We start from the raw sequence: 25,825 nt of genomic DNA, 5'->3' as shown, positions 1-25,825 counted from the left end.
TTAACAGGAGTGGAGCCGGAAATGACCCTATCCTTACAGCAGTCGCGCTGCTCGACATTGATCCTTTTATCCCTCATCGCATGTTTTGCAACAACGGCTTTGCTCGGCACGGCTGACATTGCCGATGCGCGCCAGCGGCGGCATCACAATGCGACCAGCCGGCCCGCGCTACCCGTTGTACCACCGGTCCCGCAAAGCAAACCGGGCAGCGAACCTGCGCAAGAAACGCCCAAACCGGAAGAAAAACCCGAGGTAAAACCGGCGGAACAGTTCGGCCCGGATCGTCCGGCGGATGCCAAGGCTGATTCAAAGCCGGATGACGAGGACACGGCGGAGAAAGCCGATCCCGCAACATCTCCCGACCGGGTATACCAGAATGCCTGTCCCGCGCTGATGAACGGCGATGTCCAGGGCGAAATCGTCCCGCCGCTTGCCGAAGGCACCTGCGGCGAACGCTCGCCGCTCAGGATCACCGCCATCGGCAAGGACAATCCTGTAAAGTTTGCCGCGCCCATCACCACCAACTGCACCATGGCCGGAACGCTCGCCGGCTGGATCGGCGATGTGGAGAAAGCCGCGCAGGCATCCTTCGGCGCGGGGATCGCAAGCATTGCAACCGGTTCCGACTACCAGTGCCGCAAGGTCAACAACGGCAATAAGGGCCGCGTATCGGAACACGCTTTTGCCAATGCGCTCGATATCGTGTCATTCAAGTTCACCAACGGCAAAACCACGGAACTCGGCTCCGGCTGGAAAGGCACGCCGGAGGAGCAGGACTTCTGGCGCTCGATCCACAAGACGAGTTGCGAGCGGTTCATGACCGTGATCGGACCGGAGGGTGACGCCGCGCATCAGGGCAATCTGCATCTTGATCTCGGCTGCCACGGCAAGGCATGCAAGGCGCGCATCTGCCAGTAGAGGCGGGAGGGTTTGGGGATGGCAATCTGCAAAAATACTATGCGTGGTTCGACAAGCTCACCATGAGGGAAAGAGTGCGTTGCAACGCCAATCGCGAACATTGCAGAAATAACTCCCTGCAATCCACACTCTCCCTCATGGTGAGCTTGTCGAACCACGCACGGGTTTAACTGCCCCTCTAGCTCTGCTGCGCCTCGTCGAAAACCGTGCGGGCTTGCCGCAAATGATCACGATTTTTCACCGCCCAGTCGCCCAGCGCACCGATGGGAACGGCAATCGAATGGCCGATCGGGGTCAGCGCATAGGTGACCTCCGGCGGCGACGTCGGCTTGACGGTGCGCAATACCAGACCGTCACGCTCCAGCGAACGCAGCGTGACCGTCAGCATGCGCTGCGAAATCCCCTCTACCATGCGGCGCAGCACATTGAAGCGGCGCGGACCGTCCTGAAGATTGATGATCACCAGAAGGCTCCAGCTGTCGCCGACAATGTCGAGCACTTCCCGCATCGGACATCTGCCTGCACTGTCGGCGACCATCGCGGCCGAGGTTGACAGCAGAGGCACATCGCCATCGGGTTTCGCATGTATACTCATCGGATAAAATCTCCAGTGTCTCCAGGCAGGTTACTTCCGTGTTCCCTGAAACGGAAAAAGTGCGTTCTTCACAGGAAGCAACTTCTAGCATAGATGGTTATCAATAGTAACCAGAAAACAAACCGTACCCAAGCACCCAGGAGATCAAAATGAAAATCGCACTGATCGGCGCCACCGGCTTCATTGGCAAGGAACTTCTGCCGGAAGCTGTCTCGCGCGGCCATAGCGTGACAGCGCTCGTTCGCAATGCCGACAAGGTTGAGAAGCGCGAGGGCGTCAAGGCCGTCAAGGCGGATGTGCTCGATGTCGCTGACCTCACTGAAAAGCTGAAGGGCCACGACATCGTACTCTCGGCCTACAATCCGGGCTGGGGCGAGCCTGATATTCAGGCCATTCATATCAAGGCGAGCAAGGCAATCACCGAAGCCGCCAAGCAGGCGGGCGTCAAGCGCCTGATCGTCGTTGGCGGCGCTGGCAGCCTGTTGAATCAGGAAGGCAAGCAATTTGTCGATGGCCCTGATTTTCCTGCCGAATATCGTGAAGGCGCCCTCGGTGCCCGGCAGGCCCTGAACGACCTGAAGACGGAAAACGGTCTGGACTGGAGCTTTGTCTCTCCGCCATTCGCTCTCGTGCCCGGCCCACGCACCGGCGCCTACCGGCTTGGCAAGGACAATCCCGTAGTCAACGCCGAAGGCCACAGCACCGTCAGCGTGGCTGACCTTGCCGTCGCCATTCTCGATGAAGCCGGGACGCCAAAACACGTCAGGCAGCGTTTCACCGTCGGATACTGATATCGATTGCACGATCATGGTGCGTGGTTCGACAAGCTCACCATGAGGGAGGTGATTTGGCTGGAATGACAATCATGAACGTTGCAGAATCTGGCTCCCTGCAATCCTCCCACTCCCTCATGGTGAGCTTGTCGAACCACGCACCGTAACATTATGCAGACCGCCCCATCCGGGGCGGTTTCCTTTTGGTGCCTCGGCAACCCCAATGTGCGTTCTTCACAAGCAACCGGGCTGTGCTTACCTAAGCAGCAACACAAGACATGAAGGTGAAGATCATGGAACTCGGCATCTATACATTTGCGGGCATGAGCCCTGACCCGACGAGCGGCGTTGCCATCGATGCGCACCAGCGCATGCAGAACCTGCTGGAAGAGATGGAGCTGGCGGATCAGGTTGGCCTCGACGTGTTCGGCATCGGCGAGCATCACCGCCCGGATTTCGTCATTTCCACGCCGGCCGTGGTTCTGGCGGCGGGTGCTGCACGCACCAGGAATATCCGGCTGACCAGCGCCGTGACCGTCTTGAGCTCGGAAGACCCCGTTCGCGTGTTCCAGGAATATGCGACGCTCGACCTGATCTCCTCGGGCCGTGCGGAAATCATGGCGGGGCGCGGCTCGTTCATCGAGTCCTTCCCCCTGTTCGGCTATGACCTCAACGACTACGACGATCTGTTCACGGAAAAGCTCGATCTCCTGTTGAAACTGCGCGCCAGCGAACGCGTGACCTGGAAAGGCAATCTGCGTGCGCCGATCAGCAATCTCGGCGTTTATCCGCGCCCGCTGCAGAACCCGCTGCCCGTATGGATTGCCGTTGGCGGCACCCCTGCTTCGGTCATCCGTGCGGGCACGCTCGGCCTGCCGCTCGCCATTGCCATCATCGGCGGCGAACCGCATCGCTTTGCTCCGCTGGTCGATCTCTACCGTGAAGCCGGGGCTAAGGCCGGTCATGCGCAGGAGACGCTGAAGGTCAGCATCAACTCGCATGGCTACGTCGCCGAGACATCGCAGACCGCAGCGGATGGCTACTGGCCGTCCTATGAGGTGGTGATGAACAAGATCGGCCGCGAACGCGGCTGGCCGCCAAGCAACCGGGCGCAGTTCGAAGCAGGCCGCACGCCGCGCGGTGCCCTTCTGGTCGGCTCGCCGCAGGAGGTCATCGACAAGATCATGCTGCAGCACAGCTACTTCAAGCATGATCGCTTCCTGCTGCAGATCGATCTGGGCAGCCTGCCGCACAGGAACACGCTGAAGGCCATCGAGCTGTTCGGAACAAAGGTTGCCCCGGCCATCCGCAAGGAGCTTGGCCAGCCCGTGAAGGCGGAAGAAACGGCATTGGCTTAGAGCCAATGACGGCGGGGCTTCCGGTCCCGCCGTTCACTGAAAATCAAGCCATGGCGAGCCCGAAACCCTGCATCAGGCGCCGGGTGGAAAAGTCGGGATTGCCCGAGGTGAACACGGCGATGTCGTCGCCATGCTCCGGTTCGCTGCCCGCACCGTTCGGCTTGAGCAGCGACAAGGCGCGGCGGGCGATCGCTTCGGCCGGATCGAGCCAATCCACCGGCCACGGCGCAAGGCGGCGGAACACATTGGCCAGAAACGGATAATGCGTGCAGGCCAGAACGACGATATCGGTGCGCTTGCCATCCATTTCGACAAAGCATGGCGCGATTTCCGCCTCTATCGCCGCATCGTCGAGATGATCGCCGCGGATATGCGCTTCCGCCATGCGCGCCAGGTTCTGGCTGCCGACGAGCCGCACATGGCATTTCGTGGCAAACGACTGGATGAGATCGCGCGTATAGGCGCGCTTGACGGTGCCCGGCGTTGCCAGAACGGTGATGAGGCCGGACGAGGTGCGCTCTGCCGCCGGTTTGATGGCGGGAACAGTGCCGACAAAAGGCACCGCCGGAAAGGCCCGGCGCAGATCATCCAGCACCAGCGTCGACGCCGTATTGCAGGGAATGATCACGATCTCCGGATCGTATGTGGCAATGAAGCCCTCGAACAGGCCGAGAATGCGGGCGCGCAGCGGCTCTTCATCCCAGTCGCCATAGGGGAAACCGGCATCGTCGGCGATATAGACAAAGCGCCGGTCCGGGATGAGCACCCGCGCCTCGCGCAGGACGGTCAAGCCGCCAATGCCGCTGTCAAACGCAATGATCGGCCGGTCCGCTGTGTCATTCATCGCCTGGTATGTCCTCGCGCCCCGCTGGCTTGGCGGCCGTTTTCCTGGCCGCCGGTTTTTCCCGCTTGCGCCCTTCCGGTGCACCGGAGCCGCGCGGCGTCTTCGGGCTGAAATAATCCAGCGAGACAACGACACCGCGCAGGAGCCTCAGTTCCGAGTCGGAAAAACCGGCACGGGTCAAAACGCCGCGCAGATTGTTGACCATGATTTCCTTGCGGGCCATGGGCCGGAAATAGCCGCGCGCCTGCAGCGCGTCTTCCAGATGGTTGAAAAAGCCCTGCAGCTGTTCCTTTGGCGCGGGCTCGAGTTCTGGACCGCGGAAAGCCGTGTCCGTTTCCTTCTCCAACCCTGACTTCATCCACTCATAGGACATGAGCAAAACCGCCTGTGCGATGTTCAGCGACGAAAATGCCGGGTTGACCGGAAATGTCACCAGCTCATCGGCGAGGCTGACTTCGTCATTATTGAGGCCGAAGCGCTCACGCCCGAAAAGAATCCCGGTTTTCTCGCCCCGGTTGAAGCGCTGGCGCAGTGTCTGCCCCGCCTCGACGGGTCCGCGCACCTGCTTGAAGGCATCGCGTTCCCGCGCCGTCGTCGCGTAGACGAAATGCAGATCCTCGATAGCCGACGGCAGATCGTCATAGACCTTCGCCCCGTCGATGATGTGGTCGGCACGGCTTGCGGCGGAGCGTGCCTTGTCGTTGGGAAACTCCTCGCGCGGCTTGACGAGGCGCAGTTCCGCCAGCCCGAAATTGGCCATGGCCCGCGCCACCATGCCGATATTCTCCGGCAATTGCGGCTCGACCAGGATGATCGCCGGCCCTTCGGCAATGAGTGTGCGCTGTCTGTCTGTACCTGCCATGATCAATCCATTGTGAATGCCGCCCTCATACAACGCGTTTTTTCAGCGGGCAATCGTGCATCGGGCCTGTGCCCGGCTCATATTCCGCCAAGATTGCGATTAAACACTTAAAGCCAGTCTTTGCGTTCTGGTTTGCGAGTGCTATAGGGGCGCGAACCCTCAATGAAAACCGATGCTGGCATTCCCAGACCAGTAATAAAGAGGCTGACTATTCATGGCAAAGATCAAGGTTGCAAACCCGGTCGTCGAACTTGACGGCGACGAGATGACCCGCATCATCTGGCAGTATATCAAAGACAAGCTGATCCATCCCTATCTCGACATCGACCTGAAATATTACGATCTGGGCATCGAACATCGCGATGCGACCGACGATCAGGTGACCATCGATGCGGCCAATGCAATCAAGCAGTATGGCGTCGGCGTCAAGTGCGCCACCATCACCCCGGACGAGCAGCGCGTTGAGGAATTCGGCCTGAAGAAGATGTGGAAGTCGCCCAACGGCACGATCCGCAACATTCTCGGCGGCGTTATCTTCCGCGAACCGATCATTGCCAAGAACGTTCCCCGTCTGGTTCCCGGCTGGACCCAGCCGATCATCGTCGGCCGCCATGCCTTCGGCGATCAGTACCGCGCCACCGATTTCCGGTTCCCCGGCAAGGGCAAGCTGTCGATCAAGTTTGTCGGCGAAGACGGCAAGACCATCGAACACGATGTCTATGATGCGCCAAGCGCCGGCGTTGCCATGGCCATGTACAATCTGGATGATTCCATCCGCGACTTTGCCCGCGCCTCGCTGAACTATGCCTATAACCGCGGCGTCCCCTGCTATCTCTCGACCAAGAACACCATCCTCAAGGCCTATGACGGCCGCTTCAAGGACATTTTCCAGGATGTGTTCGACGCCGAGTTCAAGGACAAGTTCGCCGAGAAGAAGATCACCTATGAGCATCGCCTGATCGATGACATGGTTGCCTCGGCGCTGAAGTGGTCCGGCGGCTATGTCTGGGCCTGCAAGAACTATGACGGCGACGTGCAGTCCGACATCGTGGCACAGGGCTTTGGCTCGCTCGGCCTGATGACCTCCGTGCTGATGACACCGGATGGCCAGACGGTGGAAGCGGAAGCCGCCCACGGCACCGTGACACGCCACTACCGCCAGCACCAGAAGGGCGAGGAAACCTCGACCAACTCCATCGCCTCGATCTTCGCCTGGACGCGTGGCCTTGCCCACCGCGCCAAGCTCGACGGCAATACCGAACTCGACCGCTTTGCCAACACGCTGGAAAAAGTCTGCGTCGATACGGTTGAATCCGGTTACATGACCAAGGATCTGGCGCTGCTGATCGGTCCGGACCAGCCTTGGCTGTCCACCACGGGTTTCCTCGACAAGATCGACGAGAACCTGCGCAAGGCCATGGCTGTCTGATCTGGGGCTGCCTGATCAGGCATCGCCATCGAACAACACAAGCCCCGGTTCGCCGGGGCTTTTCTTTGATCGCCTGGCCTTCCCCGCGGGGCTTCCCGGCCTCGATTCCTGGCCGATCATTTCCCCGGCAGCTTTCCCGGCGGGGCCCTCTCCTGCGGTTTGCCGATCCGGCAGCCCTTGTCACGGGCCCTCCGGCTTGCCAGATTCCTCATCCGATCATCCGATCATCCGATCATCCGATCATCCGGTTATCCCGCAATTTCTTTCACCGGTATCCTGATCAGCCGGCCTCCTTATCTCCCCAGCCCTCGCCGCCCATCCGCCGAAATCGCCTTCTGTTTACTGCCCCAAGCGATACCGCAAGCCGAGATTTACGCAGCACTAGACGTCGTCAATATTCGCGTCCTCTTCGGCAGGCGCCTGCGCTTTTGCCGGTGGCGCCTTGTTTGCGGCCGTGGGCGGCAGCTTCATGCTCGATTTGAGATCCAATACCCGGCGGAAGGCATGGGCCGGAATCCTGCCGACAATTTTCCCGGCCTTGCCCGCCAGTTCGAAGTCGAGCCCCTTGGTGGCGGCGGCAACAAAATCGGCCTCATCCATGGCCACCACGCCGGTTTCCTCGCGTGTGGGCAGGCAAGGCCGAAAGAAACAGGCCGCCCGTCTGCTCACTCCCTTTTCGAACCGCATCTGCCGGCCATAGCTCCAGGCCTGGGAGAGGTGACTTTTGCCCTGGCCGGTATAAAGCGTCTTGAAGCCATATCCCACGGTGGTCGAATAGTAGGGCTGCGCGTTCAGCGACATGAACAGATCCAAATAGGCCAGGACATCCGGCCCGAAGGCCGTATCGCTGCGCATATGAACATCCTTGACGACCCTCGAGGTCTGGCAGGAAACAAGCAGCACCGCGGCGAACAGAAGAGCCAATATTGTCTTCACGACAGTTCTCGAAATGAATTGCTAAAAACAGTTTTTGAAAATGCGAAACAAAATTGCGACGTAGCAAAAATACCGGAAAATCAATCTCTTGCCCACCCAGCAATTAGTATGAGCGGGTGGCATTTCCGGCCGCATGACGCTGCGGCCGGAAATACGATGCCTGGTGTCAGCCGGCGAGCGCGTCGCGCACGGCAGCCACGGCTGCCTCGGCCTTGGAGCCATCGGGACCGCCGGCCTGCGCCATATCGGGACGGCCGCCGCCGCCGGCGCCGCCGAGCGCGGCGGACGCGATCTTGACCAGATCGACGGCGCTGAACGTGCCGACGAGATCGTCGGTGACGCCGACGACCGCGCTGGCCTTGCCGTCTTCCGAAACGCCGATGAACGTCACGATGCCGGAGCCGACGGTCTTCTTGGCATCGTCGGCCAGCGGCTTCAGGTCACGCGGATTGACGCCGGTGACCACCTTGCCGATGAAGCCGACACCATTGACCGTTTCGGACTGCGCGGCGCCATTGCCGGAGCCGCCAAGCGCCAATTGCTTGCGCGCCTCGGTGAGTTCGCGTTCCAGTTTGCGGCGCTCATCCAGCAGCGCCGTCACGCGCGCCAGCGCGTCGGCGGGCGTGGACTTCAACGCACCGGCAATCGCCTTGACCCGGTCGTCCTGTTCTTCGAGGTAGCGGCGCGCGGCTTCGCCGGTCAGCGCCTCCATGCGGCGCACGCCCGCCGCCACGGCGCTTTCCGAGACAATGCGGATCAGGCCGATATCGCCGGTGGCGCGCACATGCGTGCCGCCGCACAATTCCGTCGAATAGCTCTTGCCCGATTTCTCGCCATGCAGCGCCGTTCCCATGGAAACCACGCGCACTTCATCGCCATACTTCTCACCGAACAGCGCCATGGCGCCTTCCGCGATGGCATCGTCGACCGCCATCAGGCGGGTGCTGACCGGTGCGTTCTGCAGGACGATTTCGTTGGCGAGGTCTTCGATGACGGCCAGTTCCTTGTCCGAAATCGGCTTCGGATGGGAAAAATCGAAACGCAGCCGGTCCGGCGCAACGAGCGAGCCCTTCTGCGCGACATGGGTGCCAAGGGTTTCGCGCAGCGCCTCATGCAGCAGGTGCGTCGCCGAATGGTTGGAGCGGATACGCGTGCGGCGCCCGCTGTCGACCGTCAGCTCCACCGGGACATCCAGCTTTACCGTGCCCTTGAGCACCTTGCCCAGATGCACGAACACGCCGTCATTCTTCTTCTGCGTGTCGGTGACAACAACGGTGAAGCCGTCACCGGAGATGATGCCGGTATCGCCCTGCTGGCCGCCGGACTCGGCATAGAACGGCGTCTGGTTGACCACGAGGGCAATGGCCTCGCCTTCCCCGGCGCTGTCCACCTGCGCACCGTCCTGCACCAGCGCGGTGATGACGCCTTCGGCCTTTTCCGTCTCGTAGCCGAGAAATTCGGTGGCGCCGACCCTGTCGCGCACCGCGAACCAGACCGTTTCGGTCGCTGCATCGCCGGAACCGGACCAATGGGCGCGGGCTTCCGCCTTCTGCCGCTCCATGGCTGCCGCAAAGGCATCGGTATCGACAGCGATACCGCGCTGGCGCAGCGCATCCTGGGTGAGATCCAGCGGGAAACCGAAGGTGTCATAGAGCTTGAACGCGGTTTCGCCATCGAGACGATCGCCTTCGCCAAGACCTTCCGTGGCATCGCTCAGCAGGCCAAGGCCGCGGTCCAGTGTCTTGCGGAAGCGGGTTTCCTCGAGCTTCAGCGTTTCGGAAATCAGCGACTCCGCACGGATCAGTTCCGGATAGGCCTGGCCCATCTCGCGGATCAGGGCCGGCAGCAGGCGCCACATCAGCGGCTCCTTGGCACCCAGCAGCTGCGCATGGCGCATGGCGCGGCGCATGATGCGGCGCAGCACGTAGCCGCGGCCCTCATTCGATGGCAGCACGCCATCGGCAATCAGGAAGCTCGACGAGCGCAGGTGATCGGCGATCACCCGGTGGCTGGCGCGGAATTTTCCTTCCGCCTTGATGCCGGTCGCATCTTCCGACGCGCGGATAAGCGCCCGGAACAGGTCGATATCGTAATTGTCATGTTCGCCCTGCAGCACAGCAGCCAGGCGCTCCAGCCCCATGCCGGTATCGATCGACGGGCGCGGCAACTCGATGCGCTGTTCCTTGGTGATCTGCTCGAACTGCATGAAGACGAGGTTCCAGATCTCGATGAAGCGGTCGCCATCCTCGTTGGCGCTGCCGGGAGGGCCGCCCCAGATGTCTTCGCCATGGTCATAGAAAATTTCCGAGCACGGGCCGCATGGGCCGGTATCACCCATCGCCCAGAAATTGTCGCTGGTGGCGATGCGGATGATGCGGTCATCGGACAGACCGGCAATCTTCTTCCAGAATCCGGCAGCCGCATCGTCCGTGTGGTAGACGGTGACGAGCAGCTTGTTCCTGTCGAGGCCATATTCCTTGGTGATCAGGTTCCAGGCCAGGCTGATCGCTTCTTCCTTGAAGTAATCGCCAAAGGAGAAATTGCCGAGCATTTCAAAAAACGTATGGTGCCGGGCGGTATAGCCGACATTGTCCAGGTCATTGTGCTTGCCGCCGGCGCGCACGCATTTCTGCGATGTCGTGGCGCGGCTGTAGGGCCGCTGCTCCAGACCGGTGAAAACGTTCTTGAACTGCACCATGCCGGCATTGGTGAACATCAGCGTCGGGTCGTTGCGCGGCACCAGCGGGCTCGACGCCACGATCTCATGGCCGTTCTTCTTGAAATAGTTCAGAAATGTCGACCGGATTTCGTTGACGCCACTCATGTGCATTGCCTTCTGACTTGTCTCTAACCAAAGCGAAATAGCCCCTTTCTGCAACAAAGGGCGGAACGCAACGCTTGTAGCGATGCGACCGCGGCCTGTCCAGAAAATCCCTGTGATAATAGGCTCCGCTTATGAACAGCACAGTCTTCGAAAGCGTGCACTCTCCCTCATGCTGAGCTTGTCGAAGCACGCAGAGCGGTTGTGCGTGCTTCGACAAGCTCAGCATGAGGGAAGTTAGCCCCAATATGAAAGACGGTCTTACCGCGTGAGAGCATTTTAAAGAAAAACCCGCATCCGGCGGCCGGATGCGGGTTTGAATTGCAGACCGGAACGGTCCGTCCTGGGAGATCAGCCTTCGGCGGCCTCGGGTCCGTCATTGTCCTCGACATCGTCCGGGCCCTTGTCCAGCATCTGCTCGGCAATCAGACCGGCATTCTGGCGCAGGACCAGCTCAATCTCATTGGCAACTTCGGGATTGTCCTTGAGGAAGAGTTTTGCATTGTCGCGGCCCTGCCCCAGACGCTGGGAATTGTAGGAGAACCACGAACCCGACTTTTCAACGATACCCGCCTTGACGCCGAGATCGACCAGTTCACCGGTCTTGGATACGCCTTCGCCATACATGATGTCGAATTCGACCTGCTTGAAGGGGGGCGCAAGCTTGTTCTTGACCACCTTGACGCGGGTCTGGTTGCCGACCACCTCGTCACGTTCCTTCAGCGCACCAATGCGGCGGATATCGAGACGCACCGAAGCATAGAATTTCAGCGCATTGCCGCCCGTCGTGGTTTCAGGCGAACCGAACATCACGCCGATCTTCATGCGGATCTGGTTGATGAAGATGACCATGCAGTTGGAGCGGGAAATGGATGCGGTCAGCTTGCGCAGCGCCTGGCTCATCAGGCGGGCCTGCAGGCCGGGGAGAGAATCGCCCATCTCGCCTTCGATTTCCGCACGCGGGGTCAAGGCGGCAACGGAATCGACCACCAGAACATCGATCGCACCGGAACGCACCAGCGTATCGGTGATCTCCAGCGCCTGCTCGCCGGTATCGGGCTGCGAGATCAGAAGGTTCTCCAGATCCACGCCCAGCTTGCGGGCATAGACCGGATCCAGCGCATGCTCGGCGTCGACAAAGGCGCAGATGCCGCCCTTCTTCTGGGCTTCGGCAATCGTATGCAGCGCCAGGGTTGTCTTACCGGAGCTTTCCGGCCCGTAAATCTCGACAATGCGGCCTTTCGGCAGACCGCCAACGCCAAGGGCTATATCCAGGGAAAGCGAGCCGGTCGACACCGTCTCGATTTCCACCACCTGCTCATTGCGTCCAAGCCGCATGATCGAACCCTTACCAAAGGCTCTCTCGATCTGTGACAATGCCGCATCCAGCGCTTTCGTTTTATCCACCGAATTACCCTCAACTAACCGCAAAGAATTTTGAGCCATGTTACACTACCCCTGTGCTATCCATGAAGCCCGGATGCTCCGGCCTTTGAAGATATTTGTATCTGTTTTGTTCTCATTTGGCAATATGCACAAACCATTGAAAAACAACAATAACACAAAAATGTTCTTAAAATGTTCCGCAATTGACCCGCCTGCGCTTGTCCACATGTTCCTCGTGCCTGGACAGCGGGAACGGGAAAACGGCGGCCGCCAGATTCGAATCGTTGCGGCGATTGCGTCAGGGCCGCAGGCCATCTAGAGAAGAAAAAGACCAAGTGTCTTGCAACCGATCATTTTGTTCAGCAAAAGCCACCAATCATGACTCAGGATTACACACCGCTGCTGTTTGCTGTCGGCGGCGCCCATATGGACCGGCGCGGCCAGAGCAGCGTTCCCTTCATTCCCGGCGCGTCCAACCCCGGCATCATGCGCGAAGAGCCCGGTGGCGGCGTGTTCAATGCATTGCGCCTTGCCGTGCGGCGCGGCGTGCGGGCTGAAATGCTGTCGGTGCGCGGCGGCGACCGGGTTGGCGATGTCATCGGCGCCGCCTTCGAGGCCGCCGGAATCAAGGACAGTTCCGCCGTGTTCATCGACCGGGCAACCCCGAGCTATACGGCGATCCTCGATGAACAGGGCGATGTGGTTGCGGCCATCGCCGACATGGCGCTGTATGAAATTGCCCTGCCCCGGCAGCTCAGGCGGCGCAAGGTGCGCGATTCCATCGATGCCGCCGATGCGGTTTTCGGCGATGCCAATCTGCCGTCGGAAGCGTTGCAGAAACTGGCCGAGCTTGCCGGCGGCAAACCGCTCTATGCGCTGGCGATTTCCCCGGCCAAGGCAGTGCGGTTGCGGCCGGTTCTCGGCGATCTCGCTTGCCTGTTCCTCAACCGGCGTGAAGCCTTTGCGCTGACGGGACTGGGCGCCGATGCCAGCCTGCCCGATCTGCACCGCGCCCTGACGGCAGAGGGTCTGCACACTGCCGTTGTCAGCAATGGCGGGCAGGCTGCGCTGGTCTATTCCAGCGGCGGTGCATTCTCCCTGCTTCCGCCCGCGCTGACCGGTATTGCCGATGTGACCGGCGCGGGCGATGCGCTGGCCGGCGGCACCATATCGGCGCTGATGCGCGGCCTTCCCCTCGCGCAAGCCGTGCGCGAAGGCTTTGCCGCCTCGGCGCTGACACTGCAAACCCATTCGGCAACGCCGATCTTCACATCCAGGATTTTCGACGCGGCCCTCGCGACCATACCGGAGGCCATCCCGCTCGCATGAGCCAACGGCCTGATACGACAAAGGAAAGAACCATGACCACAACAGCCCTCAACCCGTTCACCGACATTGCACCGGAGGTGCAGAAAGCACTTGCCGCCGGGCAGCCGTTGGTGGCGCTGGAAAGCACGATCATCACCCACGGCATGCCCTACCCGGACAACAGCCGCATGGCCGCCGATGTCGAGACGATCATCCGCGATGGCGGTGCTGTCCCGGCGACCATCGCCATTATCGATGGCCGCCTGAAGATCGGCATTTCGGCCGAGGAACGCGAGGCGCTGGCGCAGGTCAAGGGCGCCATGAAGCTGTCGCGCGCCGATCTGGCGTTTGCGCTGTCGGAAGGCCGCACCGGCGGCACCACCGTTGCCGCCACCATGCTGGCCGCACACATGGCCGGCATCAAGGTGTTTGCCACGGGCGGCATCGGCGGCGTGCACATGGGCGCGGAGACCAGTTTCGACATATCGGCCGATCTGGAAGAATTGGGCCGCACCCCGGTGATCGTCGTCTCGGCGGGCGCCAAGGCGATTCTGGATATTGAAAAGACGCTGGAAGTGCTTGAAACCAAAGGCGTACCCGTTGTGGTGCATGGGGCGGACGTTCTGCCGGCCTTCTGGTCGCGCCAGTCGCATCTCAAGGCCCCGTTGCGTCTCGACACGCCGGAAGCCATCGCCAGGTTCCAGGCAACGCGCAGCGCCATCGGCGTCAACGGCGGCATGCTGATCGCCAACCCGATTCCGCTGGAAAGCGAAATTCCGGCCGACATCATGGGCGGATACATCCGTGAAGCCCTGGCGCGCGCCACAAAAAATGGCATCACGGGCAAGGCCGTAACGCCATATCTTCTTTCGGAAATTCTCGACATCACCAAGGGCGAAAGCCTGAAGGCGAATATCGCCCTGGTGGAAAACAATGCACGCCTTGCAGCGCGCATTGCTGTCGCGCTGACACTGGTCAGGTAAGCGGCGAAATCTGCAGTTCGACGCGGCGATTCTGCGACCGGCCGGCTTCCGAATTGTTGGAAGCAATCGGCCGGTCCATGCCCAAGCCGCGAACGGAGAAACGCCGGTTGTCGATGCCCTGCTGGGTCAGGTAGTTCGAAACGGACAGCGCGCGGCGCTCGGACAGGAGCTGGTTGTACTGCTGGCCGCCGACATTGTCCGTATGGCCATAGACATCGATGATGCTCCGGTCGAACTTGCGCAGCACCACTGCAACCGAATTCAGCGTTGCAAAGAACTGCGGCTTCACCGCATCCTGGTCGGTAGCGAACGTGATGTTCGACGGCATGTTCAGGATGATCTGGTCGCCGTTACGGGTCACCGATACGCCCGTGCCCTGCAGCTGGGCCCGAAGTTCCGATTCCTGGCGGTCCATGTAATTGCCGACGGCACCGCCGGCCAAGGCGCCGATACCGGCACCGATCAGCGCCGCGTTGCGGCCGGATTTGCCACCGCCGCCAACGGCGAGGCCACCCAGCGCACCAACCGCTGCGCCAATTGCCGCGCCACCGGCCGTATTCGATATTTTTTGCTCGCCGGTATAGGGATCGGTGGTGGTGCAACCGGCCAAAAACGTCGCGGCAAGACAGCCGATGGCAAACTTCTTGATCATGGAATCAGGTCCCCGTTGGAAATGTTGCGAAATGTAGCATCGAATACGGCAAAATATGGAAAGCAAACGGCTAAATCAGCCGTAGCCGCGCCATGGCCAGGGCATCGACAAACCGCCCGTTCTTGAAGGCATAATCCCGGTGCACGCCTTCCCGCTCGAAGCCGCATTTTTCGTAGAGACCGATGGCTTTGATGTTGTCGGCATGGACCGTCAATTCCAGGCGCCGGATGTTGAGCCAGTTGTCCGCCGCATCGATCAGGGCAAGCAGCAGCGCCTTGCCGATGCCGCGCCCGGTGAAATCGTCATGCACGCCGAGCCCGAGATGCGCCGTATGGGCCCGCCTGCCATCGGAGCGATGCAGGCCCGCGTGGCCAACGATCTGCTGATCGATCTCGGCAACGATGCTTGTCGTCCCCGCGCCCAGACTTTCGAGCCATTTGCGGGTCTGCTCCGCACTTTGAAAGGGCAGGCGTAAAGTACCGGCACGAAAACCGGGTAAATTGGTCAATGCGTTGATCTGTTCAAAATCGGCGACACGCGCCGCCCGGATCGAGAATGCGCTATCGTGGGGTGGTGATAAAGGTTGGTCTTGCATCTTGCTCTCCGTTTGTTCGAGGAGAGCGAAGGTCAGACCCTGCTCGCCTCGTGGCAGGGTCTGGTGAAAGATCGCGTCGACGTCAGCGCAACAGCTCTCCACCACCCCTGAAAAGGAGTGCGGTGTACAGCATCACGATATTCGAACGACGGATCATGCCGCCATCTTTCACCACAATATCAGTGATTTCAAGAGAGTTTCTGATTCAAAACCTGATCCCGGTTCAAAAATTTTGACCGATATGCCGGGCGGAATTCGTTTGCGCCGCCGGTCTTATTCCAACATGCTCCGACGCACCCAAACGACACCGACAGGATTTCGCATGACTGAGACCTCACAATCACCCGTAGCAATCATCACCGGCGGCGGACGCGGCATGGGCGCAGGCATCGCGCGCGAGCTGCACGCCAGAGGCTACCGGCTCGGCCTGATGTCGCCGTCCGGCAGCGCCATCGAGCTGGCGGCGGAATTGGGTGCAATCGGCATCAAGGGTTCGGCCGGAGAAGCCAAGGATCTGGAAACGCTCGTCGCCAAGACAGCGGAAGCCTATGGGCACATCGACGCCGTGGTCAACCATACGGGCCATCCGCCGAAGGGTGACCTCATCGACATCACCGACGAGAAATGGGCGCTTGGCAATGATCTGATGGTGCTGAGCGTCGTGCGCATGGCGCGGCTCGTCACACCCTATATGCTCAAGCAGGGCAAAGGCGCCTGGGTGAACATCACCACCTTCGCCGCTTTCGAGCCCAGCCTCGTCTTCCCGGTGTCCTGCGCCTATCGCGCCGCCGTCGGCGCCTATACAAAACTTTACGCGGATCGCTACGCCGCCGACAATATCCGCATGAATGCGGTGCTTCCCGGCTTTATCGACAGTCTCGATCACAAGCCGGGCACCGAGAGCGGCATCCCGATGAAACGCGTCGGCACCATGAACGAGATCGCCAAGACAACCGCGTTCCTGCTGTCGGACGATGCGGGCTACATCACGGGGCAGAACATTCGCGTGGATGGCGGGATCACCAAACACGTCTAGACAGCGTTAAGGGCAGCACATCGAAGGCTGCCCTGCCATATGGTGCGTGGTTCGACAAGCTCACCATGAGGGATGGAGTAGGTTGCAGGGAGCTAATCCTGTAATGTTTCCTAGTAGCCTTGCAGCCAAACCACTTCCCTCATGGTGAGCTTGTCGAACCACGCACCTCTTAATCCCGATCTACACCAGGTTGACGCCGAGGGCTTCACGCAGATGCCGCTGGCCATTCGGCGTCACGGATACGGCGCGCGTGCCGTCGACGCGCCGGATCCACCCCTTGTCGAAGCAGTGGCTGCACAATGCGGCACCGATGGCACCGGCCAGATGCGGGCGCCGCTCGCTCCAGTCGAGACAGGGGCGGCACAGGACACGGCCCTTCTTCTGATGGATCGCACCGACATCCATGCCCAGCCTGTCGAAAAGCGACAGGCCGCTATCCGTCAGTTCACCCGCATCGAGCCCGAGTTCCAGATGCCCGGCCCCGACGAGCGCATCGGTGATCGACACGCCGAGCTTTCCCGCCAGATGGTCATAGCAGGTGCGCCCGGCCCGCAATGCGGCATCGCGCGGCCCGGTGCGCACGGTCTTGCTGGGTGTGCCGGGTGTTGCAATCTGCATGATGCTTTCGATCATTTGCGCAACCGCTGGTGATGCCAGCCGGTGATAGCGGTGCCTGCCCTGCTTTTCCACCTGCAGAAGCCCGGCCTCCGTCATGCGCGTGAGATGGCTGCTGGCCGTCTGCGCCGTAATCCCGGCAAGCTGCGCCAGTTCGCCCGCGGTCAGCGCCCGTCCATCCATCAGGCCCGTGAGCATGCTGGCGCGGCCGGGATCTCCGGCCAGCGCGGCGATTTCGGCAAATCTGGCGGTGTTCGACATGGCATTCTTCCGTGGCTGCTTCCGGGCCGATACTGGCCTATCCACGGCAAGGATGCTTCGAAAACGCTCGAAGTATCAAGTGCGTCCTCTATTCGCTTTCCAGCATTTCCTTGACCGACGTCGCCAGCTGCTTCAGCGAGAAGGGTTTTGGCAGGAAGCCGAATTTGGCATCTTCCGGCAGGTTGCGGGCAAAGGCGTCTTCCGCATAGCCGGACACGAAGATGAACTTGATATCCCCGTATTCCTTGCGCAGTTCGCGCAGCAGTGTCGGGCCGTCCATCTCCGGCATCACCACGTCGGACACGATGATATCGACCTTGCCGCCCAGTTCCTTCATCACTTCAAGCGCTTCGACACCGCTGGACGCCTCGTGCACCGTATAACCGCGCGACTGCAGGGCCCGGACACCGCCCATGCGCACCGCATCCTCGTCCTCGACCAGGAGAACCGTTGCGGAGCCGGAAAGATCGGTGGCCTTCTCGACCTTCTTTTCCTTCTTCGGCGCTTCAACCGCAATCACTTCACCCGCCGCGTTGAGGACCGGAGCCTCCACATGGCGCGGCAGGAAGATGCGGAATGTGGTGCCCTTGCCAAGTTCGGACTCGCAATGGATCGAACCGCCGGTCTGCTTGATGATGCCGTAGACCATGGAAAGCCCGAGACCGGTGCCCTTGCCGACTTCCTTGGTGGTGAAGAACGGTTCGAAAATCTTCTCGATGACCTCGGGCGGCATGCCCGTGCCGCTGTCCTGCACCTCGACCAGGACATAGTCGCCCGGCAGGAGATCGCGGTAGTTCAGCGCCGCGCTTTCGCTCTCGCCGATATTGCGGGTGCGGATGGTCAGATCGCCGCCTTCCGGCATGGCATCGCGCGCATTGACGGTCAGATTGACCACCACCTGCTCGAACTGGCCGAGATCGGCGCGCACCGGCCACAGGTCGCGGCCGTGTTCGATCTTGAGGTTGACCTGCGTTCCCGCAAGCCGCGTCAGCAGCATGCGCACATCAGCGATGACATCGGTCAGGTCAAGCACTTCCGGACGCAGGGTCTGGCGCCGCGAGAATGCCAGGAGCTGCCGCACCAGCGATGCCGCGCGGTTGGCGTTCTGCTTGATGTTCATGATGTCGGCAAAGGACGGATCGGACGCCCGGTGATTGGTGAGCAGCAGATCGGACGACATGATGATTGCCGTCAGCACATTGTTGAAGTCGTGGGCGATACCGCCCGCGAGCTGGCCGACGGCCTGCATCTTCTGGCTCTGCGCCATGGTGGCTTCCAGCGCCTTTTGCTCCGTGGTTTCCACGACGGAAACGATGGCCGCCTCCTCGGCGCCCTCTTCCGAGCCGGCATCGAAGACCGGACTGATGTAGAAGCGCAGATGGCGCTCCTCATGCCCGGGAATGACCGTATCGACCGGCGAAATCTCCGCCTTGCCGGCAAAGGCAGCGGCCAGCGCCCGGTCGAAAGCTTCCCTGTCGCGCTCATGCACGACGGTTTCCAGCGGCGCGCGCCGGTCGATGGCATCGCGGTCCACCACGGGCGAGAACAGGCCGAGGAACCGCGCATTGGTGCGCAAAATCTTGCCGGACGCGTCGACGGCGGCAATCGCCATGGACGCCGAGTTGAAGAAGCGGGTGAACCGCACTTCGGCGGCGCGCAGGGCGGCGGAATTGTCTTCGCCTTCGGCACGGTTGAGCACGATTGTGCGGGTCGGGCCCCTCTTGCCGTCGCGCTGCGCCTGCACGCGGTGATAGAAGCGCACGGCGAGGCTCTGGCCGTTCGCCTTGGCCAGATCGAGATCGATCACCGTGTTGCGGCTGGTACCCGGTTCTGTCTTCACGGCATTGATCAGCGCCATGCCGTTGCCCGCGACGATATCGCGGACCGTCATGGAACCCGGCGTGAACTTGGTCAGGTCAATCCCGAGCCATTCGGCCAGTGTCGCATTGATATAGGTGATGCGCCCGTCAGGGTCGGCGGAGAAAAAGCCCGCCGGGGCATGGTCGAGGTGATCGATGGCCTCCTGAATATCCTGGAAATAGCGCTCCTGCTCGGCGCGCTCGGCGGAAATATCGGCAATCTGCCACGCAAAAACCGGCGCCGTCTGACCGGGAATACCCGCAACGGCACGGGCCTTGACGCGATACCAGGTCGGTATCGGCGCGCGCGCGGGGTCGAGCGGCCGCGACAGGCGCAGCTCCTCCTGGCCGGAAATACCGTCCCGCACCGCATTGGCCAGCCGGTAGATCGGATCGGAAGCGGCGCTTTCACTGGAAAGTATGTGCTCTATCGCCCGGACATCGCTGGAATTGGTCACGCCCGTCAACTGGGCATAGGCCCGGTTGGCGTAGACGATACGGCCCTTCTGGTCGGTGACAACGGTGCCCTCGGGAAACGTATCGACAAAGGCGCGCGTCAGTTCATCGCTGGTGCCGCGCGGTGTGAACTGGATGACATTGATGGCCGAACCGAAGAGATAGAACACGCCGGTCATGGCCAGCGTGCCGAGCAGTCCCAGCAGAAACTGCTGCCCCAGCTGGTCGCGGTAGATGAAATAAAGGATGGAAACGCCGACCAGCACAATGCCGAGAATGACAAGACGCAAGGCCGCCTTGATCGACTTTGTGTTGGCAATGATCGGTTCTGGATAAAGATCGTTGTTCGTCTCTTGAGACATCCGTCTCAAACCCCTTCTTTTCATCGCGGAAGCTGCCCGGGCAGGCCACAATATTTTGAACCGGCTGAGGTCCGTATGACCAATGCTGGTTCCGAATCGTTTGGATCATATCTTTGATGCCGTATAAACCCCAAGCGTGCAGAACCAGCCATTATTCCACGGTTTCGCACGGCAATTGCGGCACAAGATCGGCGGGACCAGCCGATAGCCACAGGCCAGACGATGCGTCAGGGTTGCAGCAGGCAAAGGCTCGCACTAGTGTCACACAGATTATTGCTCCGGGTTCCATGTCGGGGGACGTGCGTTTTGACCCGGAGAATGTATAGGAGAGTTCGTCATGCATAATTGGCTGGTCGCTGTCGTCGGCGAAACCGCTGCCCCGATTGTCGGGTTCATCCTTCTTTTCGCACTGGTCATTGTCCTCCTGCTGCTCGTCTTTGCCGTTCTGCGGCGCGTCACCGGCGGAACCTTCGTCGCCGGCGGGCGCAACCGTCAGGTCCGCCTGTCGGTGACCGATGCCGCCGCTGTCGATAATCGCCGCCGCCTGGTTCTGGTGCGGCGCGACGACGTGGAACACCTGATCCTGATCGGCGGTCCCAGCGATTTGGTGATCGAGCAGAATATCCGTCAGTTTGCCAAGCCGCAGTCCCGCGTCGAACCCGCGGCCACCATCGCTCCGGCGGATGCCGAGCCGAAAGCCGAGGCGCGGCCGGTTGAGGCACCCCGCCCGCAGCCCGTGGCTCCGGCGCGCGTTTCACCGCCCGTCACTCCGGTCAGCCGGCCTGCAGCGCCGGTGCAGCCCGCAACACCGCCCGCGCCGGTTCGTCCGGCCGCTCCGGTTCAAGCGGCGGCTGCGCAACGCGAAACGGTGCAGCCCGAACCACAGCGCCCCATCACGGCAGCAACGCCGCTGCCGCCCGTTCCACCCATGGCGCCCATTCCTCCGATCGCCAGTGCGCCCGATGCCGTATCGCCACCCGCAGCCGCGCAGCAGCCTGCCGGGACACCCCATATCGAGGCGCCGCATAGGGACAATGGCTGGCAGCGGACGGCCTCGCCGTCCTTTGGTGCAAGCCAGCGCAGTGAACCGCACATCGATGCCCTGCCGCATTTTGACGAGACACATCCGGAAACCAAGACGCCTGTGGAAACCAGAACCACCACGGCGGCGGCGTTCCCCTTCGCCGTGCAGAGTGAAGGCGTAAGGTCCATCCACGAAGATTCGTCGCTGGAAATTCTCGGCCCGGCCAAGGCGAAGGAACCGGACATCAATCTGGCGGACCTTGATTTCGGCGATGCGTTCGAGTCGGATCTCGAAGGCGAACTCCACATCACGCCCGATGAGGAAGTGCGCAAGGAGACCGGCAGCATCGAGGACGAAATGGAGCGCCTGCTCGGCGATCTGTCCAGGCCGGAAAAGCGTTAGTCTTCAGAGAGACTTCTCCAATAAAAAAGCCCGGAACGATCCGGGCTTTTTTATTGGTTCATCAAGGTCGCATCAATCGTCGCGGTAGACTTTCTCGCGTCGTTCGTGACGTTCCTGCGCCTCAATGGAAAGTGTAGCTATCGGCCGTGCATCCAGACGCTTCAAGCTGATCGGATCACCGGTCTCCTCGCAAAACCCGTATGTTCCGTCATCAATGCGCTGCAAGGCTGCATCGATCTTTGAGATCAGTTTGCGCTGCCGGTCACGCGCCCGCAACTCGATCGCACGGTCCGTTTCGGACGATGCACGATCAGCGATATCTGGCAGGTTCGCATTTTCCTGCTGCAGGATCTCAAGCGTTTCACGCGCTTCCCGCAGAATGTCGTTCTTCCAGTTGATTAGTTTTTCACGAAAATAGGATTTCTGCCGATCACTCATGAAAGGCTCGTCATCCGTGGGCTTATAGTCAAGATCGATAAGTTTATTCATCTTTGAATCACCCTGCACCTATGAGACGCGAGGAGGCCTATATAGGTCGTGTCACAAAGCCGCACAACTGCAAAACGACAGGCTGTTAAGGGATTCGAACAAAGCGATTTTGCTTAAATAATCGGCAAACAATCCGCCAAATGCGGGTCATCTCGACATAAAATGCGATATTCCAGCCGAAAATACGGCAAAATCCCGGTTTTGGCCGCCAGTATCCGCTGGCGCTGTTTAACCAATGCCTCGCAGAAATGCAGGCCGCCCATAAATAGGACAGGCCGGTTTTGCACAATTATTTGAGAATTGTGTCATTTGCCGCGGAGGTTTATCCATTCATTGTGTCCTAAAAGAACCAAAACACTGTGGGGTTAAGGGTCCAGACCCATTAATCTGATCGAAAGGGCGCCTGAAACGGCAAGAAGATGCGAGGAGAGGCGTGAAGGGCGAGGCCTTTCCCCCGACCGAGCGGCTCGACACTGCAGCTTGCAGCCGTTTCGGCGTCCGGAGGATATGGTCTTTTCGCCCGGCTACGTCGTCGCAAAGGCTTGAAAATGAACCACATTGCCATCGCCTTTGCTCCTTGTATCCGAACGAAAAGCCTCATACCATTTCGACCAGATTAACGGGTCCGGACCCTAAAGATGAGCCAGGTCTATTTACTCCGCCATGCCAAAGCAGTCTGGCCATCTCCCGGGCAAAAAGACTTTGACCGGACTTTGGATTCCGTCGGGATTCAATCGGCAACCGTTCTCGGCGAAGAGATGAAGCGGTTCGGGCTGCGGCCGGACATCGTCCTCTGCTCGACCGCCGTTCGGGCAAGGCAGACACTGGAGCATATCGCCCTGCAACCCTCCTTCATTCTGGAAGATCTGGAAAAACTCTATTCCGGCAGCGCCGACAACTATCTGACAGCCATCCGCATGGCGGGGCTTGAGCATGAAAATGCCCATTCCGTCATGCTGGTCGGCCATAATCCGATGATGGAGGATGTGGCCATTGCCCTTGCCGGGCGCGGCGATCCGCCCGCTCACCCCACCTTCGCAGCCGGTTTTCCCACGGCGGGGCTCGCCGTCATTGATTTTGCCGCTCCCCTGGCGGAAATCCGCCATGGAACCGGGACGCTGAGCACGTTCCTGTCGCCGTCCGAGCACCTCTGAAAAAAGCCAACGTCTTGTCATTAGACGTGTCACCCCTATATCCGGGCCGAGAACGGGCGAAAGTGCAGGACGATTGACTTGGGAACACTGACAACACTGACCGACGAGGCAAAGATCGCCCTCGATACCCTGGCGGATCGGACCGCGGGACTGGTTTCGCCCTCGCTCCGGCTTGGTGTGACCGGCCTTTCCCGGGCGGGCAAGACCGTTTTCATCACTGCGCTGGTGCACAACCTCATCCACGGCGGCAGGCTGCCGATGTTCGAAGCGCAGAAATCCGGCCGGATCGCCAAGGCCTATCTGGAGGAGCAGCCGGACGACGCCGTACCGCGCTTCCAGTATGAGGACCACCTCAAGGCGCTCATCGAGGACCGTATCTGGCCGGATTCCACCCGGGCCATTTCGGAACTGCGGCTGACCATCGAATACGAATCCGCGTCGATGTGGAACCGCGTGTTTTCCGGCGGCAAGCTTTCCCTCGATATTGTCGATTATCCCGGCGAATGGCTGCTCGACCTGCCGCTCCTCAACAAGTCCTTTGCCGAATTCTCCAGCGACTCCTTCGATCTGGCGCGCCTTGAAAGCCGCCGCGAGCTCGCAAGCGAGTGGCTTGCCGTGGCGGATGCCATTGATGCCGATGCGCAGGCCGACGAAGTAACGGCGCAGCGACTTGCGCGCAGTTTCACCGGCTACCTCAAAGCGGGAAAGGCAGACGAGCGCGCATTGTCGACGCTGCCGCCCGGCCGTTTTCTGATGCCCGGCGATCTCGACGGCTCGCCCGCCCTCACCTTCGCCCCTCTGCCCAATCTCAAATCCGGCAAGTTCCGCCCCGGCTCGCTGGCCGCCATGATGGAGCGCCGCTACGAGGCCTACAAGACCCATGTGGTCAAACCGTTTTTCCGCGAGCACATTGCCCGGCTCGACCGGCAGATCGTGCTGGTCGATGCCATGCAGGCGATGAATGCTGGATCGTCCGCCATTGCCGATCTCGAGCGTGCCCTGACGGAAATCCTCTCCTGCTTTCGTCCCGGCAGCACCAATTTCCTCACCGGGCTTGTCCAGCGGCGCATCGGCCGTATTCTCATAGCCGCAACCAAGGCCGATCATCTGCACCATGAAAGCCATGACCGGCTGCAGGCCATCGTCCGCCGCTTGGTGGACCGGGCCGTCGGCCGTGCTGACTTTTCCGGCGCGAATGTCGACGTGCTGGCCATGGCCGCGGTGCGCACCACGCGCGAGGCAACCGTCACCCAGGGCAAGGAAATCCTCCCCGTCATCGTCGGAACGCCGCTGAAGGGCGAAGCGATCGACGGCGAACACTTCGACGGCAAGACGGAAACAGCCATATTTCCCGGTGACTTACCGGAAAGACCGGATTCAATTTTCGAAGGACCGGAATCGGTTTCTGAAGATCCGGCCATTCGCTTCGTCCGTTTCCGTCCGCCGGTACTCGAAAAGACCGCAGAAGGGTTTACACTCTCACTGCCGCATATCCGGCTTGATCGCGCGCTTCAGTTCCTGATCGGAGACCGCCTCGCATGACCGACAGCACCCCACGCAAACCTGCAGCCTTCCGCATGGCCCCGCCAGAGGCAACCGCGCGCGCCAGGACGGAAACGACGCACAAACCCGCCGAAGCCCGCAGGCCCACCGCAATCAGGGATATCGCGGTGATCACACCGGCACCCGTTGATGTGTTCGACCTCGATGCCGCAACGGCAGATGAACTGGATGCCTTGACCCCGCCCCCAGCCCTGCCGCGCAAGAAACGGTTCTCCTTTGCGTCCGTGCTGACCGGCTCCCTCGGCGTATTGGTATCGCTCGCCGTCGGGCTATGGGCCGACAATCTCATCCGTACCCTGTTCGAGCGCGCGCCCTGGCTTGGCTGGGCGGCGCTTGCCGTCGGCATCGTCGCCGCCCTTTCGCTACTGGCCATCGTCATCCGCGAAACCCTTGCCCTGCGCCGCCTCGCGTCCGTACAATCGCTGCGCGACGAAGCGGCCAAGGCGGCGGCCGATAATGACGCACGGCAGGCCAAGACCGCCGTCGCGCGGCTGGTTACCATCGCCGAGACCATGCCGGCGACCGCCAAGGGCCGTGCCCTGCTGCACGACCTGCGCGACGACGTGATCGACGGACGCGATCTCATCCGCCTGACGGAAACCGAATTGCTGCGCCCACTCGATCGGCAGGCGCGCGAACTCATTCTCGCCGCTGCAAAGCGCGTTTCGGTTGTCACCGCCGTCAGTCCGCGCGCCCTCGTCGATATCGGCTACGTGATTTTCGAGTCGGCCCGGCTGATCCGCCGCCTGTCGGAACTCTATGGCGGACGCCCCGGCACGCTGGGCTTCCTCAAGCTGACCCGCAACGTGATCGCCCATCTCACCGTCACCGGCACCGTGGCCATGGGCGACAGCATCGTCCAGCAGCTTGTCGGCCACGGGCTCGCCGCAAAGCTCTCGGCGCGGCTGGGCGAAGGCGTCATCAACGGCCTGATGACCGCGCGCATCGGCATTTCCGCAATGGATCTGGTCCGCCCGTTTCCGTTCAATGCGGAAAAACGCCCGGGGATCAGCGATTTTATTGGGGATCTTGCCCGTATCGGCGGCGGGAAAAAACAATAATCCTGTGGACGGGGTTGCAATTTCGGCAGGAATGGCAACCATCCGTTAACCATTCCAACCGATGATCGGTCATCGTCATTTCA

At 60.9% G+C, this 25,825-nt stretch carries 22 protein-coding genes; 11 read left to right on the top strand and 11 right to left on the bottom strand.

Annotation, left to right across the window (positions count from 1 at the left end; all coding sequences use genetic code 11):
* The first annotated feature begins 21 nt into the window (after positions 1 to 21).
* Positions 22 to 918: an extensin-like domain-containing protein gene (locus tag ACZ25R_RS10190; protein ID WP_472460901.1), complete on the top strand. Its 897-nt coding sequence runs from the start codon at positions 22 to 24 to the stop codon at positions 916 to 918.
* Positions 919 to 1,096: 178 nt separating this feature from the next.
* On the opposite strand, the gene ACZ25R_RS10185 is transcribed toward ACZ25R_RS10190, so the two are convergent.
* A complete protein-coding gene (locus ACZ25R_RS10185) occupies positions 1,097 to 1,513 on the bottom strand; it encodes a winged helix-turn-helix transcriptional regulator (protein ID WP_472460900.1) in 417 nt (138 codons plus the stop codon).
* A gap of 149 nt (positions 1,514 to 1,662) precedes the next feature.
* On the opposite strand from ACZ25R_RS10185, the gene ACZ25R_RS10180 reads away from it, so the two are divergent.
* Together ACZ25R_RS10180 and ACZ25R_RS10175 are read left to right on the top strand one after the other, a co-directional pair.
* Positions 1,663 to 2,304, top strand: coding sequence for an NAD(P)-dependent oxidoreductase (locus ACZ25R_RS10180; protein ID WP_472460899.1), 642 nt, complete (start codon positions 1,663 to 1,665; stop codon positions 2,302 to 2,304).
* Between the two features lie 275 nt (positions 2,305 to 2,579).
* On the top strand, positions 2,580 to 3,644 hold the full coding sequence (locus ACZ25R_RS10175) for an LLM class flavin-dependent oxidoreductase (RefSeq protein ID WP_472462472.1): 1,065 nt from the start codon (positions 2,580 to 2,582) through the stop codon (positions 3,642 to 3,644).
* Positions 3,645 to 3,687: 43 nt separating this feature from the next.
* Here ACZ25R_RS10175 and murI read toward each other — a convergent pair whose 3' ends face one another.
* Both murI and ACZ25R_RS10165 read right to left on the bottom strand, forming a co-directional pair.
* The gene (murI, locus tag ACZ25R_RS10170; protein ID WP_288192477.1) at positions 3,688 to 4,488 is read right to left on the bottom strand and encodes a glutamate racemase; all 801 of its coding nucleotides are present in this window, start codon (positions 4,486 to 4,488) and stop codon (positions 3,688 to 3,690) included.
* A complete protein-coding gene (locus ACZ25R_RS10165; protein WP_472460898.1) occupies positions 4,481 to 5,350 on the bottom strand; it encodes an RNA methyltransferase in 870 nt (289 codons plus the stop codon). The genes murI and ACZ25R_RS10165 overlap by 8 nt, the downstream gene beginning before the upstream one ends.
* A gap of 214 nt (positions 5,351 to 5,564) precedes the next feature.
* On the opposite strand from ACZ25R_RS10165, the gene ACZ25R_RS10160 reads away from it, so the two are divergent.
* Complete coding sequence (locus tag ACZ25R_RS10160) at positions 5,565 to 6,779, top strand: NADP-dependent isocitrate dehydrogenase (RefSeq protein ID WP_472460897.1); 1,215 nt, start codon at positions 5,565 to 5,567, stop codon at positions 6,777 to 6,779.
* A gap of 381 nt (positions 6,780 to 7,160) precedes the next feature.
* Here ACZ25R_RS10160 and ACZ25R_RS10155 read toward each other — a convergent pair whose 3' ends face one another.
* From ACZ25R_RS10155 to recA, 3 genes are all read right to left on the bottom strand, one after another.
* Positions 7,161 to 7,634, bottom strand: a complete 474-nt coding sequence (locus ACZ25R_RS10155) for a hypothetical protein (protein WP_472460896.1) — start codon at positions 7,632 to 7,634, stop codon at positions 7,161 to 7,163.
* A 247-nt stretch (positions 7,635 to 7,881) separates the two neighbouring features.
* Complete coding sequence (alaS, locus tag ACZ25R_RS10150) at positions 7,882 to 10,539, bottom strand: alanine--tRNA ligase (protein WP_472460895.1); 2,658 nt, start codon at positions 10,537 to 10,539, stop codon at positions 7,882 to 7,884.
* Between the two features lie 348 nt (positions 10,540 to 10,887).
* Positions 10,888 to 11,982, bottom strand: a complete 1,095-nt coding sequence (recA, locus tag ACZ25R_RS10145) for a recombinase RecA (protein WP_182549139.1) — start codon at positions 11,980 to 11,982, stop codon at positions 10,888 to 10,890.
* A 318-nt stretch (positions 11,983 to 12,300) separates the two neighbouring features.
* On the opposite strand from recA, the gene ACZ25R_RS10140 reads away from it, so the two are divergent.
* Both ACZ25R_RS10140 and ACZ25R_RS10135 read left to right on the top strand, forming a co-directional pair.
* Positions 12,301 to 13,251 carry a carbohydrate kinase family protein gene (locus ACZ25R_RS10140; protein WP_472460894.1) on the top strand — a complete coding sequence of 317 codons (951 nt, stop codon included), beginning with the start codon at positions 12,301 to 12,303 and terminating at the stop codon, positions 13,249 to 13,251.
* A 32-nt stretch (positions 13,252 to 13,283) separates the two neighbouring features.
* Positions 13,284 to 14,213, top strand: coding sequence for a pseudouridine-5'-phosphate glycosidase (locus ACZ25R_RS10135; RefSeq protein WP_472460893.1), 930 nt, complete (start codon positions 13,284 to 13,286; stop codon positions 14,211 to 14,213).
* Here the strand turns inward: ACZ25R_RS10135 and ACZ25R_RS10130 are convergent.
* Together ACZ25R_RS10130 and ACZ25R_RS10125 are read right to left on the bottom strand one after the other, a co-directional pair.
* Complete coding sequence (locus ACZ25R_RS10130) at positions 14,206 to 14,865, bottom strand: YiaD family glycine zipper/OmpA-like lipoprotein (protein WP_403176163.1); 660 nt, start codon at positions 14,863 to 14,865, stop codon at positions 14,206 to 14,208. The genes ACZ25R_RS10135 and ACZ25R_RS10130 overlap by 8 nt on opposite strands.
* A 70-nt stretch (positions 14,866 to 14,935) precedes the next feature.
* The gene (locus ACZ25R_RS10125) at positions 14,936 to 15,460 is read right to left on the bottom strand and encodes a GNAT family N-acetyltransferase (protein WP_472460892.1); all 525 of its coding nucleotides are present in this window, start codon (positions 15,458 to 15,460) and stop codon (positions 14,936 to 14,938) included.
* 322 nt (positions 15,461 to 15,782) lie between these two features.
* Between ACZ25R_RS10125 and ACZ25R_RS10120 the strand changes: the two genes are divergently transcribed.
* Complete coding sequence (locus ACZ25R_RS10120) at positions 15,783 to 16,496, top strand: SDR family oxidoreductase (protein WP_472460891.1); 714 nt, start codon at positions 15,783 to 15,785, stop codon at positions 16,494 to 16,496.
* Positions 16,497 to 16,676: 180 nt separating this feature from the next.
* Here ACZ25R_RS10120 and ACZ25R_RS10115 read toward each other — a convergent pair whose 3' ends face one another.
* Positions 16,677 to 17,372, bottom strand: a complete 696-nt coding sequence (locus tag ACZ25R_RS10115) for an ArsR/SmtB family transcription factor (protein WP_472460890.1) — start codon at positions 17,370 to 17,372, stop codon at positions 16,677 to 16,679.
* Positions 17,373 to 17,460: 88 nt separating this feature from the next.
* Positions 17,461 to 20,049 (bottom strand): cell cycle histidine kinase CckA, encoded by a 2,589-nt coding sequence (cckA, locus tag ACZ25R_RS10110; RefSeq protein ID WP_464660988.1) that lies wholly within the window; start codon positions 20,047 to 20,049, stop codon positions 17,461 to 17,463.
* Between the two features lie 337 nt (positions 20,050 to 20,386).
* On the opposite strand from cckA, the gene ACZ25R_RS10105 reads away from it, so the two are divergent.
* Positions 20,387 to 21,475 (top strand): hypothetical protein, encoded by a 1,089-nt coding sequence (locus ACZ25R_RS10105; protein WP_472460889.1) that lies wholly within the window; start codon positions 20,387 to 20,389, stop codon positions 21,473 to 21,475.
* A 72-nt stretch (positions 21,476 to 21,547) separates the two neighbouring features.
* On the opposite strand, the gene dksA is transcribed toward ACZ25R_RS10105, so the two are convergent.
* On the bottom strand, positions 21,548 to 21,964 hold the full coding sequence (gene dksA / locus ACZ25R_RS10100) for an RNA polymerase-binding protein DksA (RefSeq protein ID WP_091877580.1): 417 nt from the start codon (positions 21,962 to 21,964) through the stop codon (positions 21,548 to 21,550).
* A 638-nt stretch (positions 21,965 to 22,602) separates the two neighbouring features.
* Here dksA and ACZ25R_RS10095 point away from each other — a divergent pair.
* From ACZ25R_RS10095 to ACZ25R_RS10085, 3 genes are all read left to right on the top strand, one after another.
* Positions 22,603 to 23,118 carry a SixA phosphatase family protein gene (locus ACZ25R_RS10095; RefSeq protein ID WP_472460888.1) on the top strand — a complete coding sequence of 172 codons (516 nt, stop codon included), beginning with the start codon at positions 22,603 to 22,605 and terminating at the stop codon, positions 23,116 to 23,118.
* 78 nt (positions 23,119 to 23,196) lie between these two features.
* The gene (locus ACZ25R_RS10090; protein ID WP_472460887.1) at positions 23,197 to 24,660 is read left to right on the top strand and encodes a YcjX family GTP-binding protein; all 1,464 of its coding nucleotides are present in this window, start codon (positions 23,197 to 23,199) and stop codon (positions 24,658 to 24,660) included.
* The gene (locus ACZ25R_RS10085) at positions 24,657 to 25,742 is read left to right on the top strand and encodes a YcjF family protein (RefSeq protein WP_472460886.1); all 1,086 of its coding nucleotides are present in this window, start codon (positions 24,657 to 24,659) and stop codon (positions 25,740 to 25,742) included. Before ACZ25R_RS10090 ends, ACZ25R_RS10085 begins: the two co-directional genes overlap by 4 nt.
* The last annotated feature ends 83 nt before the right edge of the window (positions 25,743 to 25,825 follow it).

It is taken from the genome of Phyllobacterium sp. RCAM01083 (assembly GCF_055685835.1).
This window is presented reverse-complemented; position numbering and strand designations above follow the sequence as displayed.

Bases quoted from the DNA above. Each gene is read 5' to 3' on its own strand.
- ACZ25R_RS10190 (WP_472460901.1), top strand. From the start codon at position 22: ATGACCCTATCCTTACAGCAGTCGCGCTGCTCGACATTGATCCTTTTA.
- ACZ25R_RS10085 (WP_472460886.1), top strand. From the start codon at position 24,657: ATGACCGACAGCACCCCACGCAAACCTGCAGCCTTCCGCATGGCCCCG.
- ACZ25R_RS10120 (WP_472460891.1), top strand. From the start codon at position 15,783: ATGACTGAGACCTCACAATCACCCGTAGCAATCATCACCGGCGGCGGA.
- ACZ25R_RS10130 (WP_403176163.1), bottom strand. From the start codon at position 14,865: ATGATCAAGAAGTTTGCCATCGGCTGTCTTGCCGCGACGTTTTTGGCC.
- ACZ25R_RS10180 (WP_472460899.1), top strand. From the start codon at position 1,663: ATGAAAATCGCACTGATCGGCGCCACCGGCTTCATTGGCAAGGAACTT.
- ACZ25R_RS10105 (WP_472460889.1), top strand. From the start codon at position 20,387: ATGCATAATTGGCTGGTCGCTGTCGTCGGCGAAACCGCTGCCCCGATT.
- cckA (WP_464660988.1), bottom strand. From the start codon at position 20,049: ATGTCTCAAGAGACGAACAACGATCTTTATCCAGAACCGATCATTGCC.
- ACZ25R_RS10095 (WP_472460888.1), top strand. From the start codon at position 22,603: ATGAGCCAGGTCTATTTACTCCGCCATGCCAAAGCAGTCTGGCCATCT.
- ACZ25R_RS10185 (WP_472460900.1), bottom strand. From the start codon at position 1,513: ATGAGTATACATGCGAAACCCGATGGCGATGTGCCTCTGCTGTCAACC.
- recA (WP_182549139.1), bottom strand. From the start codon at position 11,982: ATGGCTCAAAATTCTTTGCGGTTAGTTGAGGGTAATTCGGTGGATAAA.
- dksA (WP_091877580.1), bottom strand. From the start codon at position 21,964: ATGAATAAACTTATCGATCTTGACTATAAGCCCACGGATGACGAGCCT.
- ACZ25R_RS10140 (WP_472460894.1), top strand. From the start codon at position 12,301: ATGACTCAGGATTACACACCGCTGCTGTTTGCTGTCGGCGGCGCCCAT.
- ACZ25R_RS10160 (WP_472460897.1), top strand. From the start codon at position 5,565: ATGGCAAAGATCAAGGTTGCAAACCCGGTCGTCGAACTTGACGGCGAC.
- ACZ25R_RS10155 (WP_472460896.1), bottom strand. From the start codon at position 7,634: ATGCGCAGCGATACGGCCTTCGGGCCGGATGTCCTGGCCTATTTGGAT.
- murI (WP_288192477.1), bottom strand. From the start codon at position 4,488: ATGAATGACACAGCGGACCGGCCGATCATTGCGTTTGACAGCGGCATT.
- ACZ25R_RS10115 (WP_472460890.1), bottom strand. From the start codon at position 17,372: ATGTCGAACACCGCCAGATTTGCCGAAATCGCCGCGCTGGCCGGAGAT.
- ACZ25R_RS10175 (WP_472462472.1), top strand. From the start codon at position 2,580: ATGGAACTCGGCATCTATACATTTGCGGGCATGAGCCCTGACCCGACG.
- ACZ25R_RS10125 (WP_472460892.1), bottom strand. From the start codon at position 15,460: ATGCAAGACCAACCTTTATCACCACCCCACGATAGCGCATTCTCGATC.
- ACZ25R_RS10135 (WP_472460893.1), top strand. From the start codon at position 13,284: ATGACCACAACAGCCCTCAACCCGTTCACCGACATTGCACCGGAGGTG.
- alaS (WP_472460895.1), bottom strand. From the start codon at position 10,539: ATGAGTGGCGTCAACGAAATCCGGTCGACATTTCTGAACTATTTCAAG.
- ACZ25R_RS10165 (WP_472460898.1), bottom strand. From the start codon at position 5,350: ATGGCAGGTACAGACAGACAGCGCACACTCATTGCCGAAGGGCCGGCG.